General features: G+C 67.5%; 18 protein-coding genes. 6 read left to right on the top strand and 12 right to left on the bottom strand.

Annotated elements, in window-relative coordinates; genetic code table 11:
- Positions 1–23: 23 nt before the first annotated feature.
- Positions 24–1,295, bottom strand: a complete 1,272-nt coding sequence (gene dinB / locus FFS72_RS19100) for a DNA polymerase IV (RefSeq protein ID WP_137875404.1) — start codon at positions 1,293–1,295, stop codon at positions 24–26.
- Positions 1,296–1,445: 150 nt separating this feature from the next.
- On the opposite strand from dinB, the gene FFS72_RS19095 reads away from it, so the two are divergent.
- Positions 1,446–2,252, top strand: a complete 807-nt coding sequence (locus FFS72_RS19095; protein ID WP_137875403.1) for a GA module-containing protein — start codon at positions 1,446–1,448, stop codon at positions 2,250–2,252.
- Positions 2,253–2,304: 52 nt separating this feature from the next.
- Here FFS72_RS19095 and FFS72_RS19090 read toward each other — a convergent pair whose 3' ends face one another.
- Complete coding sequence (locus tag FFS72_RS19090) at positions 2,305–3,102, bottom strand: Fpg/Nei family DNA glycosylase (protein WP_137875402.1); 798 nt, start codon at positions 3,100–3,102, stop codon at positions 2,305–2,307.
- Positions 3,103–3,576 (bottom strand): ribose-5-phosphate isomerase, encoded by a 474-nt coding sequence (locus FFS72_RS19085; protein ID WP_137875401.1) that lies wholly within the window; start codon positions 3,574–3,576, stop codon positions 3,103–3,105.
- Positions 3,577–3,652: 76 nt separating this feature from the next.
- Between FFS72_RS19085 and FFS72_RS19080 the strand changes: the two genes are divergently transcribed.
- Positions 3,653–4,429, top strand: a complete 777-nt coding sequence (locus FFS72_RS19080; protein ID WP_050062736.1) for an SDR family NAD(P)-dependent oxidoreductase — start codon at positions 3,653–3,655, stop codon at positions 4,427–4,429.
- A gap of 84 nt (positions 4,430–4,513) precedes the next feature.
- Here FFS72_RS19080 and FFS72_RS19075 read toward each other — a convergent pair whose 3' ends face one another.
- A complete protein-coding gene (locus FFS72_RS19075; protein WP_283235431.1) occupies positions 4,514–5,152 on the bottom strand; it encodes a mycothiol-dependent nitroreductase Rv2466c family protein in 639 nt (212 codons plus the stop codon).
- Between the two features lie 128 nt (positions 5,153–5,280).
- Between FFS72_RS19075 and FFS72_RS19070 the strand changes: the two genes are divergently transcribed.
- Together FFS72_RS19070 and pepN are read left to right on the top strand one after the other, a co-directional pair.
- Positions 5,281–6,504 carry an NAD(P)/FAD-dependent oxidoreductase gene (locus FFS72_RS19070; RefSeq protein ID WP_137875399.1) on the top strand — a complete coding sequence of 408 codons (1,224 nt, stop codon included), beginning with the start codon at positions 5,281–5,283 and terminating at the stop codon, positions 6,502–6,504.
- Between the two features lie 76 nt (positions 6,505–6,580).
- Positions 6,581–9,157 carry an aminopeptidase N gene (gene pepN, locus FFS72_RS19065; RefSeq protein WP_137875398.1) on the top strand — a complete coding sequence of 859 codons (2,577 nt, stop codon included), beginning with the start codon at positions 6,581–6,583 and terminating at the stop codon, positions 9,155–9,157.
- Positions 9,158–9,236: 79 nt separating this feature from the next.
- Here the strand turns inward: pepN and FFS72_RS19060 are convergent, their stop codons facing one another.
- Genes FFS72_RS19060 through FFS72_RS19050 form a run of 3 tightly spaced genes read right to left on the bottom strand, consistent with a single transcriptional unit; the run spans position 9,237 to position 10,672 of the window.
- Positions 9,237–9,710, bottom strand: a complete 474-nt coding sequence (locus tag FFS72_RS19060; protein WP_050062732.1) for a DUF5130 domain-containing protein — start codon at positions 9,708–9,710, stop codon at positions 9,237–9,239.
- The gene (gene ctaJ, locus FFS72_RS19055) at positions 9,697–9,957 is read right to left on the bottom strand and encodes an aa3-type cytochrome oxidase subunit CtaJ (RefSeq protein ID WP_137875397.1); all 261 of its coding nucleotides are present in this window, start codon (positions 9,955–9,957) and stop codon (positions 9,697–9,699) included. Before ctaJ ends, FFS72_RS19060 begins: the two co-directional genes overlap by 14 nt.
- 55 nt (positions 9,958–10,012) lie before the next feature.
- Positions 10,013–10,672, bottom strand: a complete 660-nt coding sequence (locus FFS72_RS19050) for an HNH endonuclease (protein ID WP_171018743.1) — start codon at positions 10,670–10,672, stop codon at positions 10,013–10,015.
- Positions 10,673–10,853: 181 nt separating this feature from the next.
- Here FFS72_RS19050 and FFS72_RS19045 point away from each other — a divergent pair, with 181 nt between their 5' ends.
- Both FFS72_RS19045 and FFS72_RS19040 read left to right on the top strand, forming a co-directional pair.
- A complete protein-coding gene (locus FFS72_RS19045; protein ID WP_137875396.1) occupies positions 10,854–11,249 on the top strand; it encodes a globin in 396 nt (131 codons plus the stop codon).
- 77 nt (positions 11,250–11,326) lie between these two features.
- A complete protein-coding gene (locus FFS72_RS19040) occupies positions 11,327–12,925 on the top strand; it encodes a glycoside hydrolase family 13 protein (RefSeq protein WP_137875433.1) in 1,599 nt (532 codons plus the stop codon).
- A gap of 4 nt (positions 12,926–12,929) precedes the next feature.
- On the opposite strand, the gene FFS72_RS19035 is transcribed toward FFS72_RS19040, so the two are convergent.
- The 5 genes from FFS72_RS19035 to FFS72_RS19015 all read right to left on the bottom strand — a co-directional run bounded on the left by FFS72_RS19035 (position 12,930) and on the right by FFS72_RS19015 (position 19,305).
- Positions 12,930–13,577 carry a hypothetical protein gene (locus tag FFS72_RS19035; RefSeq protein WP_137875395.1) on the bottom strand — a complete coding sequence of 216 codons (648 nt, stop codon included), beginning with the start codon at positions 13,575–13,577 and terminating at the stop codon, positions 12,930–12,932.
- A 197-nt stretch (positions 13,578–13,774) separates the two neighbouring features.
- Positions 13,775–15,151 (bottom strand): glutamate decarboxylase, encoded by a 1,377-nt coding sequence (gad, locus tag FFS72_RS19030; RefSeq protein WP_137875394.1) that lies wholly within the window; start codon positions 15,149–15,151, stop codon positions 13,775–13,777.
- Between the two features lie 70 nt (positions 15,152–15,221).
- Complete coding sequence (locus FFS72_RS19025; RefSeq protein ID WP_137875393.1) at positions 15,222–17,204, bottom strand: YhgE/Pip domain-containing protein; 1,983 nt, start codon at positions 17,202–17,204, stop codon at positions 15,222–15,224.
- 3 nt (positions 17,205–17,207) lie between these two features.
- Entirely contained in the window at positions 17,208–17,840 is a 633-nt protein-coding gene (locus FFS72_RS19020) for an ATP-binding cassette domain-containing protein (protein WP_137875392.1), read from the bottom strand.
- Between the two features lie 184 nt (positions 17,841–18,024).
- Positions 18,025–19,305 carry a metal-dependent hydrolase family protein gene (locus FFS72_RS19015; RefSeq protein ID WP_137875391.1) on the bottom strand — a complete coding sequence of 427 codons (1,281 nt, stop codon included), beginning with the start codon at positions 19,303–19,305 and terminating at the stop codon, positions 18,025–18,027.
- Between the last annotated feature and the right edge of the window lie 106 nt (positions 19,306–19,411).

Genomic DNA, 19,411 nt, shown 5'->3' with positions numbered 1-19,411 from the left:
TCCCGCCTGCCCGACGGGGCACATCACCCGTCGGGCAGGATCGGGACGCTGACGCCGCGGTCGCGACCCAGCATTGCAGCGCGGGTGACCGCGACCGCACCGAAGCGGTCGCGTACCGAATCCAGCGCCGAGTCGAGGGCCGTGACATCGGGTGTGCTCGCAGCGCGGACACCCCCGGACACCGGTACCGATCCGGGTGCGCCGAGGTCGAGCGGTAACGCGAGCTGCTCGGCGCCCTCCCGGTCGAGATTGGTCAGCGCGACTCCGACGAGCGTCAGGCCCTGATCGAGGATCAGCGGCCTGGCCTCGAGGAGCAGGGCGCGCACCGCGGACAGGATGGTCTCGGTCCGCGCCGTCGCCTGCCCTACCGTGCAGGATCGGGTGGCGCGGGTGAAATCCGCGAACCGCAACCGCAGCACCACGGTGCGGCACACCCGGCCCGCGCGGCGCAGCCGCCGCGTCACCCGATCCACCAGCGACGCCGCAATCGCGTCGATCTCCTCGACAGACCGCTGCCCACGCCCGAGCGCGTGCTGGGCACCGATCGACCGACGCCGGGTACCCGTCTGCACCCGGCGCGGATCACGCGCCCACGACAACGCGTGGAGATGTCGGCCCGCTCCCTGCCCGACCACGGCCATCAGTTCCCGTTCGGGGAGTACGGCCATCTGCCCGACGGTGTCGATGCCGTACGCGCGAAGCTTGCCCGAGGTGACGGCGCCGACTCCCCACAGCCGCTCCACCGGGAGCGGGTGCAAGAACTCCAGTTCACGATCCGGCGGCACGAGCAGAAGTCCGTCGGGCTTGCCCACCGCGCTGGCCACCTTTGCCAGGAACTTCGTGCGGGCGATGCCGACCGTGATCGGCAGCCCGACCTTCTCACGGACGTCACGCCGCAGCTTGGTCGCGATGTCGAGCGGCGTCCCCGAGACCCGCGCGAGCCCACCGACATCGAGGAAGGCCTCGTCGATGGAGATGCCCTCGACCAGCGGGGTGGTGTCCCGAAACACCTCGAACACCGCCTTGCTCGCCTCGGCGTACGCGGAGAATCGTGGGCGCACCACGACGGCCTGCGGGCACAGGCGCAGTGCCTGACCCGCATTGCTCGGCGTCCGGACACCGAACGCCTTCGCTTCGTAACTGGCGGCGAGCACCACGCCGCCGCCGACGATCACCGGCCTGCCTCGCAACGACGGGTCGTCACGCTGCTCGACCGACGCGTAGAACGAGTCCAGGTCGGCATGCAGGATCGATGCAGTCGACGACGGCGCTGACTCGAAATCGGACACGAACATATGTTCGCATCTGCCACCGACACGTTTCGCGAACGGCGAACGGCGACCTCCCGGCAATTCCCGGTATCCTGTGGTTGTCCGATTTGTCCCTGTGTGCGAGCCGCTGCCGGTCCCCCGGATTCAAGGCCCGGTTCGTCTGGAAGGTCTCGCGTGGAACTCCTCCTGATCGTCGTTGTCATCGGCGCGGTCGTATTCCTGGTCTCCAAGAGCCAGAAGAACAAGACCGCCGGCCACTCGGCCAACCAACTCGAGGACGCCAAGGCCGACGCCCGGCAGTCGATCGAACGTCTCGGCGGCCAGGTGTACAACCTGACCGGCACCGACGACGCGTCCAAGCAGGCACTGGCCGACGCGTCCGAGCGCTACACCGCGTCCGGCTCACAGATCGAACAGGCCAAGACCCCGGTTCAGGCGCGACTGGCCAAGCAAACCGCGCTCGAGGGCCTCTACTACATCCGCGCAGCCCGGACGGCGATGGGCATGGACCCCGGACCCGAGGTGCCCAGCATCGACGGCCAGAAGGCGGCAGGCCAGGTCACCGAGGACCGCGAGGTCGAGTTCGAGGGCCGTCAGGTCGCCGCGTCACCGAACCCGTCGCAGCGCACCCCGAACTACTACCCCGGCGGACGCGTCGCAGGCCGACCCGTCCCCGCCGGCTGGTACTCCGAGCCCTGGTGGAAGCCGGCGCTCGTCGCGGGCGCCTGGGGTGTCGGCTCGATGCTGCTGTTCTCCGCCATGTTCAGCGGAATGGCCGGAGTTGCCTACGGCGCGCAGGACTTCGAGAGCGGTGCCGGTGACGGCAGCGACGCGGGCGACATGGGCGGCGACGGCGGCGACATGGGCGGCGACGCCGGCGGCGGCGAGGACTTCGGCGGCGGCGGTGAAGATTTCGGCGGCGGTGGAGACTTCGGCGGCGGGGATTTCGGGGGCGGAGACTTCGGCGGCTTCGACTTCTAGAACGTGAACGCGGCAGTGGCCCGGGTCGATCGACCCGGGCCGCTCTGCGTCGTCAGGCGGGTTGACAGGTCGGACACCAGAAGAGATTGCGTCCCTTCATGACCGAGTGCACGACCGGCGTCGCGCACACCCGGCACGCCTCCCCCGCGCGGCGGTACACGTAGGTCCGCGGCCGATCCTCCGCGTACGACGGCGCACCGGTGTCGTGCTCGGGACGCACCACGTGCATGACACCCGCATCGACGCCGACCGCCATCAACACCACGAGGTCCGTCCAGATCGCGTCCCACTCGTCGCGCCGCACCGCCCGACCTGGCCGGTCGGGATGGATGCCATGCCGGAACAGCACCTCGGCGCGGTACACGTTTCCGACGCCCGCGAGCACCGCCTGATCCATCAGAAGCGCACCGATCGCGTTCTGCGACTTCGCGATTCGACGCCACGCACGGTCCGGATCTGCGTCGGACCGCAACGGGTCCGGGCCCAGCCGCGCCGTCAGCGCCGCCACCTGAGTCTCGTCGTAGATCTCACAGGCCGTCGGACCGCGCAGGTCGGTGCCGACGTCGGCACCCACCATCCGCATCCGCACCTGTCCGACGGGTTCGCCCATCGGCAGCGGCAGTTCGGTGAACTTGCCGTACAGCCCGAGGTGCACGTGCACGATCCGGCCGCCCTCGTAGCGGTGCAGCAGGTGCTTTCCGAACGCCTCCGCGTCCTCGAGTACCCGTCCGTCCACGGACGCCGCACCGACGTCGAAACGACCCTGCGGGCTGGACACACGAACGGGAGCACCGGCGAAGGATCGCTGATGCTCCCGTGCGAGTCGATGGAGGGTGTGACCTTCAGGCACTCAGGCGCCCGGAACGGCCGGGGCCTCGCCGGTGCGCTCGTACTCGGACAGGATGTCGATACGACGCTGGTGACGGTCCTCCCCCGACCACGGGGTCGCGAGGAACGCGTCGACGATCGCGAGCGCCTCCTCGACGGAGTGCATCCGGCCACCGAGACCGATCAGTTGCGCCTTGTTGTGCTGGCGAGCGAGCTGCGCCGTCTCCACGCTCCACGCGAGAGCGCAGCGGGCGCCGGGCACCTTGTTCGCGGCGATCTGCTCGCCGTTGCCGCTGCCACCGAGGACGATGCCGAGGCTGCCCTCGTCCTCGACGACACGGCGCGCGGCCTCGATGCAGAAGGCCGGGTAGTCGTCGAGTGCGTCGTACTCGTGGGCTCCGCAGTCGATGGCCTCGTGCCCGTTGGCGATGAGATGGTCCTTGATCGTGTTCTTGAGCTCGAAGCCGGCGTGGTCGGCACCCAGGTATACGCGCATGGGGTCGATGATAGGGACCGCCGACGAAGTCACCGTCACGGACCACGGAATTTGAGCGAACGCTAGTGTTGCCGCCATGGAACTCAACGGAACCAGTTCAGTCGTCACCGGCGGCGCGTCGGGCATCGGCGCGGCCACCGCGCGTCAGCTCGCCGCCCGCGGCTCGAAGGTCGTCATCGCCGACCTCAACGCGGACGTCGGAAACGCCCTCGCGAAGGAGATCGGCGGCCTGTTCGTGCAGGTCGACGTCACGAACACCGAACAGATCATCGAGGCGGTCGACGCGGCCTCCGAGCTCGGCCCGCTGCGTGCGGCAGTCAACTCGGCCGGTATCGGTTCCGCTTCGCGGACCATCGGCCGTGACGGTGCGTACGAGTCGGCGTTCAACCTGGACGTCTACAAGAAGGTCATCGAGATCAACCTGATCGGCACCTTCGACGTCACCCGCATCGCCGCGACCGCGATGAGCCGCCTCGAACTCACCGAGTCCGGTGAGCGCGGAGCGATCGTCAACATGGCGTCCGTCGCCGCGTTCGACGGTCAGATCGGTCAGGCGGCCTACTCCTCGTCCAAGGGCGGCGTCGTCGGCATGACGCTCCCCGTGGCACGCGACCTCGCTGCGGCGGGCATCCGCCTCAACACGGTCGCCCCCGGCCTCATCGACACCCCGATCTACGGCACGGGCCCGCAGTCCGACGCGTTCAAGGCCAAGCTCGGCGAGAGCGTCCTGTTCCCGAATCGTCTCGGTGTACCGGACGAGCTCGCGAGCATGGTTCTCGAACTGCTCACCAACTCGTACATGAACGCGGAGGTCGTCCGAGTCGACGGCGGCATCCGGATGCCCCCGAAGTGACGTCACGCCCGATGTGATCCCTGTACGCACGACGACCCCCCACGCGAGCGCGTGGGGGGTCGTCGTGTGTCCATTGCCTTACGGTCAGTCGAAGCTCGGGTCCTCGGTGCGGGTGCGCTTGAGCTCGAAGAAGTGCGGGTAACCGGCGAGTGCGACGACGCCGTCCCACACCTTCCCCGCGTCTTCGCCGCGCGGGATGCGGGAGAGCACCGGACCGAAGAACGCCACACCGTTGACGTGGATGGTGGGGGTGCCGACGTCGTCGCCGACGGCGTCCATTCCGGCCTTGTGGCTGACGCGCAGGGCCTCGTCGTGCACGTCGGTGTCGGCGGCGGACGCCAGCTCGGCGGGCAGCCCGACCTCGGCGAGTGCCTCTGCGATCACCACACCGAAGTCCTTGTTGCCCTGGTCGTGGATGCGGGTGCCCATCGCGGTGTACAGCGGCAACAGGATCTCGTCACCGTGTGCCTGCGCGGCGGCGATGGCGACGCGGACCGGACCCCAGGCCTTCTCCATCATCGCCCGGTACTCCTCGGGGAGATCGCGCCCCTCGTTGAGGACGGCCAGGCTCATGACGTGGAAGTTCGCGTCGATGTCGCGCACCTTCTCGACCTCGAGGATCCACCGCGAAGTGATCCAGCACCACGGACACAGCGGGTCGAACCAGAAGTCGGCACTGTCCCTCTTCGCGGCATTTCGGTCCGCGGGCACGGTCTCACTCACTCGCTTCTCCATCACTCGTGGCGTGTGGGGCGCTCGCCCCCTCGGCACAACACATGTCAGCTGCGATTGCTTCCCGCGGCCAGTACCGTCGAGATACGGATGCACACCCGACTCGCGGAGGGCCAACGATGTCCACAACCCGCACATTCGTCGTCGTCGGCGGAGGACTCGCCGGAGCAAAGACCGCAGAAGCCCTGCGCGTCAAGGATTTCGACGGGAAGGTGATCCTCTTCTGCGCGGAGGAACACCTCCCCTACGAGCGCCCACCACTCTCGAAGGACCACCTCATCGGACGGAAGCCACTCACCGAGTTCACCGTGCATCCCGCGGACTGGTTTCGCGACGAGCACATCGACGTACGACTCGGCACCACCGTCACCGCACTCGACCCCGCCGCCCACACCGTGACCCTGCCGGACGGCAGCACCGTCCACTACGACAAAGCCGCGCTGGCGACCGGGTCACGGTCGCGCCGGCCGCCGATTCCGGGCTCCGACGCCGACGGGGTGCACTACCTGCGCACCGTCGACGAGTCCGACTCGCTCCTCGCGACGCTCAAGCGCGGCACACGTCTCGTCATCGTCGGGGCCGGGTGGATCGGCATGGAGGTCGCGGCCGCCGCGCGGGGGCACGGCGTCATCGTGACCGTTGTCGAGTCCGCGGCACTGCCCTTGCTCGGCGCACTCGGCCCCGAGATGGGCACGGTGTTCGCCGAACTGCACCGGGAGCACGGCGTCGACCTGCGTCTGGAAACCTCGGTCGAGTCGATCGTCACGACGGATGGGCGCGCGACCGGCGTTCGCCTCGGCACCGGCGAGGTCGTCGACGCGGACACCGTGCTCGTCGCTGTGGGGGCGCAACCGAACGTCGAACTGGCGCAGGATGCGGGCCTGGCTGTGGACGGCGGCGTCCTCGTCGACTCGTCGTTGACCACCAGCGACCCCGACATCGTCGCGGTCGGCGACATCGCCGCACAGGAGCATCCGGTGCTCGGCACCCGGATTCGCGTCGAGCACTGGGCGAACGCACTCAACCAGCCCGACGTCGCGGCAGCGACGATGCTCGGGCAGCCCGCCGAGTACTCGAACCTGCCCTATTTCTTCACGGACCAGTACGAACTCGGGATGGAGTACGTCGGGCACGCCGCACGAGACTCGCGGGTCGTCGTCCGCGGCGACGCGCCACGCCACAAGTTCGTCGCGTTCTGGCTCGACACCGACGATCGCGTCCTCGCGGGGATGAACGTCAACATCTGGGACGTCACCGACGACGTCAAGGCACTGATCGCGTCGGGGCGACCGGTGGACGTGACTCGTCTCGCCGATCCCGACGTGCCGCTTGGCGACGTGTAGACGTGAGCAAGTCGGTCGTGCGTGATGGGATAGGGGCGTTCTCGAACCGAATCCGACCGACTAGGAGTGTCGAAACGTGGCCCCACCGAACCTGACCCGTGAGCAGGCTGCCCAGCGAGCGGCGTTGCTCACCGTGGACAACTACGCCATCGAACTGGACCTGACCGACGGTGCCGGGGCCCCGGGCGAGGGCATTTTCCGTTCCCGCACGACCGTCACCTTCGATTCCGTCGACGGCGCCGAGACCTTCGTCGACCTGATCGCGAAGACGGTGCACTCGGCCACCCTCAACGGCTCCCCCGTCGACCTCTCCGGCTACAGCGAGGAGGCCGGCATCGCACTGACCGGGCTCGCCGCCCGCAACGAGCTGGTCGTCGACGCGGACTGCCTGTACACCAACACCGGCGAGGGTCTGCACCGGTTCGTCGACCCCACCGACGGGTCCGTCTACCTGTACTCGCAGTTCGAGACGGCCGACGCAAAGCGAATGTTCGCCTGCTTCGACCAGCCGGACCTCAAGGCCACCTTCACGATCTCGGTCAACGCGCCGAAGGACTGGAAGGTCATCTCGAACTCCGCGGTCGTCGAGACACTGGTCGCGACTCCCGGCGAGCACCGCTTCCGCACCACCCCGCGAATGAGCACCTACCTCGTCGCGTTGATCGCGGGCCCGTACGCGGAGTGGAACGACTCGTACACCGACGAGCACGGGCACATCCCGCTCGGCATCTTCTGCCGTGCCTCACTCGCCGAACACATGGACGCCGACCGGCTCTTCACCGAAACGAAGCAGGGTTTCGCGTTCTACCACCGCAACTTCGGGGTTCCGTATGCGTTCGGCAAGTACGACCAGCTGTTCGTTCCCGAATTCAATGCGGGTGCAATGGAGAACGCAGGCGCGGTGACCTTCCTCGAGGACTACGTCTTCCGGTCCAAGGTAACCCGCTACTCGTACGAGCGGCGCGCCGAGACCGTGCTGCACGAGATGGCCCACATGTGGTTCGGCGACCTCGTCACGATGCGCTGGTGGGACGACCTGTGGCTCAACGAGTCGTTCGCGACGTTCGCGTCGGTGCTGTGCCAGTCCGAGGCCACCGAGTACACCAACGCGTGGACCACCTTCGCGAACGTCGAGAAGTCGTGGGCGTACAGGCAGGACCAGTTGCCTTCGACGCATCCGATCGCCGCTGACATCCCGGACCTCGCGGCCGTCGAGGTCAACTTCGACGGCATCACCTACGCGAAGGGCGCGTCGGTGCTCAAGCAGCTCGTCGCGTATGTCGGCGTCGAGCCGTTCCTCGCAGGCCTGCGCGCGTACTTCACCGAGCACGCCTACGGCAACGCCACGTTCGACGACCTCCTCGCCGCGCTGGAGAAGGCGTCCGGACGCGACCTGTCCGACTGGGGCGCGCAGTGGCTCAAGACCACCGGCCTGAACATTCTGCGCCCCGAGTTCGAGGTGGACGCCGACGGCAACTTCACCTCGTTCGCGGTCCTGCAGGACGGCGCCGCTCCGGGCGCGGGCGAGACCAGGGTGCACCGGCTCGCGGTCGGCATCTACGACGACGAGGACGGCAAGCTTGTCCGCTCCCGGCGCGTCGAACTCGACGTCGAGGGCGCGCGCACCGAGGTCCCCGAGCTGGTCGGCGTCGCGCGCGGCAAGCTGATCCTCGTCAACGACGACGACCTCACCTACTGCTCGGTCCGCCTCGACCCGGAGTCGCTGGCGACCGCGATCGACCGGATCGGCGACATCGTCGAACCGCTGCCGCGCACGCTGGTGTGGTCGGCGGCGTGGGAGATGACGCGGCAGGCCGAACTGAAGGCCCGTGACTTCGTGGCACTGGTCCAGCGCGGCATCGGCGCCGAATCCGAGGTCGGGGTCGCTTCGCGACTGCTGCTGCAGGCGAACACCGCCCTGTCCAGCTACGCCGACCCGACGTGGGCCGCCGCGTCCGGCTGGCCCGACTTCGCGAACCGGCTGCTGGAGCTCGCCCGCGAAGCCGACGCCGGTTCCGATCACCAGCTCGCGTTCGTCAACGCCCTCGCGGCGGCGCAGCTCTCGCCCTGGCACACCGAGGTTCTCGTCGAACTGCTCGACGGCGCGCCCGAGAAGGTGGGGCTGCCCGGTCTGGTCGTGGACACCGACCTACGGTGGCGTCTGGTGACCGCGCTCGCCGCGGCAGGTGAGGTCGACGCCGAGGGACTCGAATCACCGTTCATCGACGCCGAATCGGACCGCGACCCGACCGCCGCCGGTGCCCGAGCGGCCGCGGCGGCACGCGTCGCCAGGCCGCAGGCAGCGGTGAAGGAACAGGCGTGGGCGACGGTCATCGGGGACGACTCCGTCGCGAACACGACCGCCCGATCCATCGTCGGAGGGTTCGCGGGGATCGGCCACAGCGCGCTGCTCGAACCGTTCGTGGCGCGGTACTTCGCCGACATCGCGGGTGTCTGGGAGCGACGCTCCAGCGAGGTCGCGCAGACGGTGGTCGTCGGGCTGTACCCGCACTGGTCGATCAGTGCGGAGTCCGTCGCGGCAGCCGACGCGTTCCTCGAGGGCGACCATCCGCCGGCCCTGCGCCGTCTCGTCGTCGAGGGCAAGGCCGGCATCGTGCGGTCCCTCGCCGCGCGCGAGTTCGACGCGAGCTGACCTCCCCCTGAACCCCGAATGGCGCATTCGGTCACGTGGAGTGACCGAATGCGCCATTCGGGAGCAGCTGGGGCGGTGCTTACGGCTGCGCGATCGCCGCGCTCATCACGCGGATCGCGGAGATCAGGCCGTCGATCAGGTCGGCCTCGGCGAACGACGACACCGCGGCCGTGACGCCGAGCTGCGCGACGCGATCGGTGACGCGGTCGGCGACCGCCTTGCCCGAGCGGACCTCGATGACCCGCTGGTTGGGCGACACCGCGATCAGCACGGACCGCTCGGCCTCGGGGGTGGTCGGGAACAGTGCGGCGACACCGGCTGCCGGGTCTTCGCCGAGCGCACCGACGTAGAGATTGAAACGAACCTTCGTGGCCCGCGTCGCGTCGGTCAGTGCGTCGTCGAGGGCGACGAGCTCGTCGACCGTGAACGGAAGGTCGTCGACGAACGGCTCGCCGATGCGGTGCACGCCCGAGACGCGACCGCTGGGGGTGACGGCGTAACCGACGGGGAGGTCGGCTTCGACGACTGCGGGGAACTTGCTACCACCGGCCACTTGCGGAACCTCCGATCAGATCTGCCGAACCCTCGATCTCCGCGTGACCACTGTGGTGGCCGGGGCGGGTCGTCACCTCGTCGACAGCGGACCACAGCACCGGCTTGTGGTTCCACTCCTTGTCGAGCGAGTAGTGGGCGGGGGTCTCACCGGCGGCTCGCGGAGCCAGGTAGCTCAGCCCCGCGAGGATGGCCGTGATGACGACGGGAATCCCGACGAAAATCAGCGTTGTCTCGAGAATGCTCACCCGCCAAAGGTAGCCCAGGGGCGGCGGATTTGTGCCGCTGGGGCACAGGAATTTCCTACGCCGCGCCCTCGCCCAGATATCGGAGCCACAGCGGATCGAGTTCCTTCGTCGCGGCAAGCAGGCGCCAGTGCTGACCCTTCGGAGGAACGAGGGCTGCGCGGAGCGTCCATCCGAGCTCGCTGAGAAGTTTGTCCGCTTTTCGATGGTTGCAGGGGGCACAGCAGGCGACGCAGTTCTCCCACGAGTGTTCGCCTCCGCGACTGCGCGGGATGACGTGGTCGACGGTCTCGGCCTTGTCGCCGCAGTAGGCGCAGCGAAAGCGGTCGCGGTGCATGAGTGCGGCCCTGGTCATCGGGATTCGGGCGCGGTACGGCACGCGCACGTAGTTTCGGAGCCGGATCACCGATGGAACCTGGATCGAAGAACCGGCGGAGTGGATGACCTGTCCGAGCGGATCCTCGTGGACGGAATCGGCCTTGTCGCAGACCAGGAGGACGACTGCGCGGCGGACCGGGAGGGCGGTAAGTGGTTCGTAGGTGGCGTTGAGCAGCAGCACCCGGCGCTTCACCCAGGCGGGAACCGCATCATCGCCTGGGTGGGAGGGTTTGTTGCCCTCGTCGATCGCATAGAGCGGGGAAGCCCCCGAGCCCGGTGGGTGACGGGCGTCGGCGGGCTCGAGTTGTCGGTGCGCGCGGGCGCTGTGTCGGTGCTTCATGCGACCTCCGGAGGACGACCTGTCCCAGTTGACCACGGATTACGCGTCGACGCACGCGCATTTTCCCGACGGTTTGCGGGCAGGAAGGTGAACGGGAGGCAACTGCGACGCTCGCGCCCATCGACACTGCCCTCTGGCGCCCATCGACGCAGCGCCGACCTGAGGGCACAATGGTGGCGCCATGAGTGAACCCGAAGTGAGTTTCTACGAAGCGATCGGCGGAGCCGAGACGTTCCGCAAACTGATCTCCCGTTTCTACGAGGAGGTCGCGAAGGACGAGATCGTGCGTCCGCTCTATCCCGAGGAGGATCTGGGTCCCGCGGAGCGCAGGATGCGGATGTTCCTCGAGCAGTACTGGGGTGGGCCGCGGACCTATTCGGAGGAGCGTGGCCATCCGCGCCTGCGGATGAGGCACAACCCGTTCAAGATCGGTCCGCTGGAACGGGACGCGTGGCTGCGGTGCATGCACATCGCGATCGACTCGATCGACGAGCAGACACTCGATGCCGAGCATCGCCGCACGCTGGTCGACTACATCGACATGGCCGCGAACTCACTCGTCAATTCGCCCATCTGATCGACAGGACCTGCGGTGTGCGCCGCCACGAGTCGTGACCGTCGTGGGCGTGTGGCACTGTGGCGGGCGTGAGCAGCGTGGAGAGCCCGCAGGGGGTTGCGGGGCAGGCGGAGTCCGACCGGTGGTGGACGAACGGGGTGTTCTACCAGATCTACCCGCGCTCGTTCTCCGACGGCAACGGGGACGGTGTCGGTGATCTCGGTGGGGTCCGGGAGCGCCTCGGTTACCTGGAGCTGCTCGGGATCGACGCGATCTGGCTGAGCCCGGTGATGCGCTCCCCGATGGCGGACCACGGGTACGACGTGTCCGATCCGCGTGACATCGATCCCCTGTTCGGTGATCTCGCAGCGATGGACGCGTTGATCGAGGAGGCGCACGCACGCCGTATCAAGGTGACGATGGACCTGGTCCCGAACCACACCAGCGATCAGCACGAGTGGTTCGTCGCGGCGTTGGCCGCTGCGCCGGGCAGCCCCGAGCGGTCCCGGTACATCTTTCGTGACGGCAAGGGCGAGAACGGCGACGAGCCGCCGAACAACTGGCCGTCCATCTTCGGCGGTCCTGCGTGGACGCGGATCACCGAGGCGGACGGCACGCCCGGACAGTGGTACCTGCACATCTTCGCGCGCGAGCAGCCCGACCTGAACTGGGAGAACCCGGAGGTCGCGGAGGATCTGTACACGACGCTGCGGTTCTGGCTCAGCCGCGGCGTGGACGGGTTCCGGATCGACGTCGCGCACGGGATGGCGAAGCCGGAGGGCCTCCCGGACCACGACTGGGATCTCAACGAATTGATGCGCAACGACGACGACGATCCGCGGTTCAACAATCCGGGGGTGCACGAGATCCACCGCGGCATCCGCACGGTGATGAACGAGTTCCCCGGCACGATGGCGGTCGGCGAGATCTGGGTCCGCGACAACGAGCGGTTCGGGGAGTACATCCGACCGGACGAGCTGCATCTGGGTTTCAACTTCCGGCTCGCCGAGGCGAAGTTCAGCGCCGAGCAGGTGCGGGCCGCGGTCGACAACTCGCTCGCCGCAGTCGCGGCGGTGGGTGGCACGCCGACGTGGACGCTGTCGAACCACGACGTGGAGCGGGAGGTGACGCGGTACGGCGGCGGCGCTCTCGGTTGGGCGCGGGCGCGGGCGATGACGCTCGTCGAGTTCGCCTTGCCCGGGGCCGTCTTCGTCTACAACGGCGCCGAGCTGGGGTTGCCGAACGTCGACGATCTGCCCGAGGACGCGCTGCAGGATCCGGTGTGGGAGCGTTCCGGTCACGCCGAGCGCGGCCGCGACGGCTGCCGCGTCCCGCTGCCGTGGCAGGGCACCGAGCCGCCGTTCGGGTTCACGACCGCCGAGTCGACGTGGCTGCCGATGCCTACGGACTGGGCTCCGCTGACGGTGGAGGCACAGCTCGAGGACGTCCGGTCGATGCTGTCGCTGTACCGCACCGCGATCGAACTGCGCTCGCAGCGCCCGGAGTTCTCGGGCGACGGCGTCGACTGGTACGGCAGTCCTCCCGGCTGCCTGGCGTTCCGCCGGCGCGGCGGGCTCATCTGTGCGCTCAACGCCACCGACGGCCCGATCCCCCTGCCTCCGGGACAGCTGCTGCTCGCGAGCGCCCCGCTCGTCGAGGGCGCTCTTCCTTCCAACGCGGCGGCCTGGCTGATCTGACGCGCTACTCGGTCGCGGCGACGAATTCCTCGACTGCGGGCCGTTCCGGCTTGCCGAGGAAGAGCGCGGAGGCCGCGAAGAAGCACAATGCGCCTACGAAGGTTCCTCCGTTCGCCAGGACGTCGTCCATCACTGTGCCGTTCCGGGTGATGAAAGCTCCCACTGCGGAGACCCCGAACGCAATCGACCCCAGCAGGTTCAGCCACACGCTCTGCCAGACCTTCGACCCGGGTTCCCATAGCTGGTTGGCCCGCACGAGCATCAGGACGGCCAGAGCGCTGCTGAGCAGGAAAGCGACTGATCCCTCGGCGTTGGGATTCCACACGAGGTGCATCTCGCCCTCGACCGTGTGTGCGTGCAGGGCAGCACCCGTGCTGATGTTGAACAGTATCGTTCCGAGGAGTTGGATCGCGGCGGAAAGCCATTCGGCCCGAATCGCCGGCTTGCCGTGGTCAGTGGTGGTCGCCGCCCCGCTCAGCACCAGTTGGATGAACGCAGCGGCGGTGAAGAACCACGAGCCGACGAAGAAGGATGTGTTGGCGGCGGCCGCACCCATCGCCGGGGAGATCCAGGGTGCGGATCCGAGCGCAAACAACAGTGAGCCGATGACAAAACCCCACGACTGCATTCGTAGAGTCGGGTGAATCAGCATGATGCACAGCCCAATCGAGAGATGGAAGGATTGTGCGACCTCCCGCCCACGGGAGTCGCTGTGTTGCACGGCACCGAACTCGGGCGCCATCGAGGACCGGGGCGGCACAGGTGTGTGGCCACACCTGCGCCGCCGGTGACCGCCGAATCAGGTCGTGCCACCCAATCCCCGGATCGGTGCGTCAACGGGGACCAGGGCTAATGCGCGAAACCACTCGCAGTGTGCTCGGCACCGGCCTTCAGTCGCGCCACCACGTCTTTCATCGCCAGCACGAGCTTGTAGGCCATGTCCCGGCTGAAGCCCTCCCGCAACACGATTCGCAGGACGGCCACGTCCTCCGCGTCGGCGGGCATGGTGTAGGCGGGCACCTGGAAGCCCCGGGCCCGCAGCTCGTGCGAGATGTCGAACACCGTGTACCCGGGATCGCCGACCACCTCGAACGACAGCACCGGAATCGCACTGCCGTCCGTGATGACGTGCATGTCCTGCATCGCCGACAGTTCCGAGGAGATCATCAGCGCGGTGTCCCGCAACGACTCCATGATCTGGGTGTACCCCGCGACACCCAGCCTGATGAAGTTGTAGTACTGACCCACCACCTGATTGCCGGGTCGGGAGAAGTTCAGTGTGAAGGTGGGCATGTCCCCGCCCAGATAGTTGACGCGGAAGACGAGGTCCTCGGGCAGGTACTCCTTCGACCGCCACACGACGAATCCGATACCCGGGTAGGTCATGCCGTACTTGTGGCCGCTGACGTTGATCGACACGACGCGTGGCAGACGGAAGTCCCACTTCAGCTCGGGGTGCAGGAAGGGCACCACGAAGCCGCCGCTCGCCGCGTCGACGTGCAGCGGGACGTCCGGTCCGCCCTTCGCCGCGATCTCGTCGAGAACGTCGGAGATCTCGGCGACCGGCTCGAGCTCACCGGTGAACGTGGTCCCGAGGATCGCGACCACACCGATGGTGTTCTCGTCCACGGCCTCTCGAACCTGCTCCGGGGTGATGACGTAGCGCCCCTTCGCCATCGGGAGGTACTTCGGTTCGACGTCGAAGTAGCGACAGAACTTCTCCCACACGACCTGGACGTTGCTGCCGAGGATCAGGTTCGGGCGTGTGTTGTCCTTTCCGGCTGCCTCCCGCGCCGCCCGCCAGCGCCACTTGAGGGCGAGTCCGGCGAGCATCACCGCCTCCGACGATCCGACGGTGGACACCCCCGTGGCGGACGACGGATCGGACTCGTCGAGGCCGTCCGCATTGAACAGGGCCGCAACCATGTTCACGCAGCGAGTCTCGATCTCCGCAGTCTGCGGGTACTCGTCCTTGTCGATCATGTTCTTGTCGAACGTCTCGGCCATCAGCCGGTCCGCCTGCGGGTCCATCCACGTGGTCACGAAGGTCGCCAGGTTCAACCGGGAACTTCCGTCGAGCATCAGTTCATCGTGGATGAACCGGTAGGCGGCCTCCGGGTCGGTCTCGGACTTCGGCAGGCGCAGTGCCGGCACCGCATCGGTTCCGAGTCGTCCGGTGTAGGCCGGGGCAAGGGTTTCGGTGGGCACTGCGAAGGAATCAGACATCTTCTCTCCAATACTCGGTTCCGACACTCGGTGGATGTTCGTGGAGCGAAATCTGTTGTGCGGTCACCCGTCACACTTCGATGGGCGGGTAGAGCCGTTCCATCGTGTACTGCCGGTTGCGGCGCACGGACAACGCGCTCAGACTCAGGCTCACCAGCAGGATGCCGATGAGTACCGTGATGGCGATCCACAGCCGCGAGTCGACCTGTTCGCCGATGGTGAGCTGCCGCAGCCCGTTGACGGTGTACGTCATCGGGTCGAACGGATGGATGTACTGAAACGGCTTGGCGGTGGTCGGCACCGGGTAGATTCCGCCGGCAGAGACCAGTTGGAGCATCAGGAAGGCGAGCGTCACCACGCGCCCGACCGCTACCCCGAACAGCGCATTGAACGCCTGGATCATCGCAAGGTAGGTGGCGGAGACCAGTATCAAGAACGCGATCGTGCCCAGCACGTGCTTCACATCGAGCCCGACACCGAAGTGCACGACGGTGTACATGACGGCCACCTGCAGAATCCCCACCAGCAGCGCCGGCCAGTACGACGCCAGCACCGTGCGATAGAGGCCGACACCGCCGATCGTCGGCCGGGACTGCAAGGGGGTCAGCAGCATCCACGTGATGATGCCGCCGACGAACAGTGCCAGCGAGAGGAAGAACGGCGCGAATCCGGTGCCGAACGTGGAAGCCACGTTCGTGTAGTCCTGCTTGAGGGCAACCGGAGTCGACAACGTGTCCGCCGTCGCGGTCTTCTGCTCGTCGGACCAGCTCGGCACCTGGCCGGCGCCCTGCTCGAGGGCACTGGCGAGTTCGTGAGAGCCGGTCTGCAGTTCGACCATCCCGGACGCGAGCTGCCCGGCACCCCCGGCGAGCTGCTGGCTGCCGTCGGTCAACTGAACCAAGCCGGAGTTGAGTGCGCTTGCGCCACTACTGAGTTCGTCGGCGCCACTGCGCAACTGCTGGAGATCCGACGCGATCCCCCCGTTCTGCAGCATCGCGAGACCGGACTGCAGGGGGCTTCCCGGGTCCGTCAGTTGGTACTCGACCGCGCGGGCGTCACCGCTGAGTCGCCCGATCTCCGCCTGCAACTGCGCGGCGTCGCCACTCACCTGCTGGGCGGCGAGCGGCGACAGCACCGCCACGGCCCGCTCGACCAGGGGATCGTTACTCTGCCCGAGGATTTCGAGAGCCCGCGAAACCGCTGTGACCGGCGGTGGCGTCCCCTCGGGAATTCTGCTCCCCAGGGCCTCAAGAGACCGCCGGAGTTCTGACACCTGACCGCCGATGTTCGGGACGGCGCCGCTGCCCAGCGCGTTGATCAGCGGCGTGGTGGCACCGTCGATCGCAGTCGCGAGTTGGTCTGCGCCGCTGGCCAGTTGCGCCGATCCGGACTCGGCGGTGACCATGTTCGTCGCCAGCTCGTTCGCGCCCGAGCTGAGCTGGTCTGCACCGGTCTTGGCGGTGTCGATCCCGGCGGCGAGTTGGTCGGCACCGTCGGCAGCCTGTTTCAGGCCGGAGCCGGCGCTCTGCAGCCCGGTGAGCACCTGCCCGACGCCCTGCGCACCGATGGTCGTGTTGACCTGGTTGATGACCTGTTCGGAGGCATCCTGCCCGATGATGGTCGCGAGGTAGTTGTTGGCATCGTTGAAGGTGAAGATCAGCTCCGCCTTCTGCGGGTCGTCGCCGTTCGGCGATTCGACCGCGGCGCTGAAGTTCTCCGGCAGGGTGATCGTGTAGTAGTACTTTCCGGACGAGAGTCCCTGAGCGGCTTCGTCCGCGGACACCTCGGCCAGGTCCAGCTGGCCGGAGGCGACGAGCGACTTGACCACCTGTTCACCAGCATCGAGCTGCTGACCGGTGGCGGTGCGGCCGGTGTCACTGTTGACGATCGCGGCCGGGATCTTGTCGACCGCGCCGAACGGGTTCCAGAACGCCCACAGGTACATCGCCCCGTAGAGCAGTGGCATGAGGATGATCGTGATGATGGCGATCCGCGGCATGGTGCCGCGGAAGTAGCGCTTCGAATCGCTCCCGAGGGACACTCCTGCCAGCACGAGTCATCTCCCCTCTGTCAGGACACCGACGTCGCCGGCACCGAGTTCGAGTTCGACGACCGCACGGACCCCGCTGTCCGGCGGGAGCGGGTTCACGTCGGCAGTGATCACCGACTGCTTCTCCCCCAACGCCACCAGGCGTTCGAGGAGGATACGGCGCTCGTCGTCGTCGGCGACCTTGTCCAGCCGCCCGACGACGAGCAGCGGGGGCCGGCGTGTGTTGGCCACCGCGATCCGGAGCAGCATCTGCTGGATCTCGGGGAGGTCGTCGACGAAACCGTTCAACGGCGGCAGTGGAACGTCGCCGAAGACCTCCGCGCACATCCGCTCCACGCCATCCTCGCGGACCCGGGGCACGAACTTGAACCACGCCGAGTCCCAGCGTAGTTGTTCGGTGACGATGTCCCGGACGGTGACCGACGGGCTGACGCCGTCGAGTTCGTTCATGCAGGCGACCGCCGACTGCGCGAACACCTTCTGTGGTCGGTTCGTCTTGCCCAGCACGGTCAGGGTGCCGCCCGACAGGCGCATCCTGCCGCACAGGGCCATGAGCAAGGCGGTCCGGGCCGCGCCGGATTGCGCCGCCAGTACCGTCACCCCGCCCTCGTCGATGTCGAGGTCGAGGGGGCCGAACACGTGGCCCCACGGCCCGTGGAGTTCTATTGCCCTCGCGGATACCAGGGAACCGGGGACCGGCTCCCAGAATTTCTCGGGTTCCGCCGTGGTGACTTCGACCAAAACACACCTCTCATCCCGCGCCGACCGGCGGCGCGTGCCTTCGACAGTGTTTGGTGTTCGGTGGAGAACTCGGCGCGCAGTGTCAGAGACTGTTCTTGACGATCTCGCCGTTCTTCACGATGACCGACAGGTTCTTCCCCGGGTCCGCCAGAAGATTCAGGTCCTCGAGGGGGTTGCCGTCGACGAGCAGGACGTCGGCCCACGCGCCCTCGGCGACGACACCGAACGGTGCCTGCCGGTAGGGGTCACGATCGCCCGCGAGCCGGAACAGCTCCGCGTTGCCGGAGGTCAGCATCCGCAGTGCGTCGAGGTTGCTGTAGTGATCGCCCAGGCGGGCCGCCATCTCGCTCTGACGGGCGGCGAGCTGCGGTTCGAGGAGCAGATCGGTGCCCCACGCCACTTTCACCCCGTGCTTCGTCGCCCACTTGTACACCTGGTCGGTGCCGGTGCAGATTTCGCGGTCCTTCCCCGCGCGGTCGGGGTCCGGGTAGTGGTGGTCGCCGAGCGCGAACGGCTGCATCGAGAGCCAGACGCCGCGCTCCGCCAGCATCGCGATGGTCGCCTCGTCGGCGAGATGTCCGTGCTCGATCGACTTCACGCCTGCCTCGACGGCCCGGCGAATGCCGGTGACGTTGTAGACGTGCGTGGCGACGTAGGTGCCGTAGTCGGTGGCCGCGTCCACCGCTGCTCGCAACTCCGCATCCGTGAACTGCACCGTGTACAGGGGGTCGTACATCGACGCGGCACCACCGCCGACCATCACCTTGATCTGGGAGGCACCCTTCTTCAACTGCTCGCGCACCGAGGCAAGGACTTGCGCCTCACCGTTCGCGACTCGCATGAATCCGATCTGCTCGGCCCGGGACTGCGCCCCACCCAACGCGGTCGGCGTCTCGTAGACGAAACCGAAGTCACCGTGTCCGCTGGTCTGCGAAATCGCAGCCTGGGACGGGTAGATCCGGGGGCCGGGGAACAGTCCGCGGTCGATGACCGACTTGAGACTGCCGGTGTCGCCGGCCATGTCCCGTACGGCAGTGAAGCCGCGCAACAACATGCTCCCCGCCTCTGCGAGGCCGTTGAGAGCGATGTGGCTTTCCGAGCCGGCCACCATGTCGACCATCGTGTTGGCGTTACCCACCAGGTGCACGTGTGCGTCGCTCATGCCCGGCATGAGAACACGCCCACCGCCGTCGACGGCGACCGTCTCGCGACCGGGCTCGTCACCTACCGGAGACTCGGACACCCCGACGATCCGGTCGCCGTCGATCAGGACGTCCCCGGCAACGAGACTGTCGGACACACCGTCGAAAATCCGAACATCACGAAAAACAACGCGCTGCTTTGCTTTCGAAGAAGTCGCCATGCCAGCGAATGTTAAGCAAAGTTCACAGAACTCTCTCGCCGTACTTGGACAGCTGTTCGGAACGTTAGGCTTTCGATATAGAGCACAAGAAAGCTGCGGAAAGATT

The sequence above is a fragment of the Rhodococcus sp. Q genome (genome assembly GCF_005503035.1).
Taxonomy (GTDB): domain Bacteria; phylum Actinomycetota; class Actinomycetes; order Mycobacteriales; family Mycobacteriaceae; genus Rhodococcus_G.
Note: the sequence above shows the minus strand (reverse complement) of the source record. Positions and strands in the feature narration are given on the sequence as shown.

Bases quoted from the DNA above. Each gene is read 5' to 3' on its own strand.
- dinB (WP_137875404.1), bottom strand. From the start codon at position 1,295: ATGTTCGTGTCCGATTTCGAGTCAGCGCCGTCGTCGACTGCATCGATC.
- FFS72_RS19085 (WP_137875401.1), bottom strand. From the start codon at position 3,576: ATGCGCGTATACCTGGGTGCCGACCACGCCGGCTTCGAGCTCAAGAAC.
- FFS72_RS19080 (WP_050062736.1), top strand. From the start codon at position 3,653: ATGGAACTCAACGGAACCAGTTCAGTCGTCACCGGCGGCGCGTCGGGC.
- FFS72_RS19070 (WP_137875399.1), top strand. From the start codon at position 5,281: ATGTCCACAACCCGCACATTCGTCGTCGTCGGCGGAGGACTCGCCGGA.
- FFS72_RS19050 (WP_171018743.1), bottom strand. From the start codon at position 10,672: ATGAAGCACCGACACAGCGCCCGCGCGCACCGACAACTCGAGCCCGCC.
- FFS72_RS19045 (WP_137875396.1), top strand. From the start codon at position 10,854: ATGAGTGAACCCGAAGTGAGTTTCTACGAAGCGATCGGCGGAGCCGAG.
- FFS72_RS19035 (WP_137875395.1), bottom strand. From the start codon at position 13,577: ATGCTGATTCACCCGACTCTACGAATGCAGTCGTGGGGTTTTGTCATC.
- gad (WP_137875394.1), bottom strand. From the start codon at position 15,151: ATGTCTGATTCCTTCGCAGTGCCCACCGAAACCCTTGCCCCGGCCTAC.
- FFS72_RS19015 (WP_137875391.1), bottom strand. From the start codon at position 19,305: ATGGCGACTTCTTCGAAAGCAAAGCAGCGCGTTGTTTTTCGTGATGTT.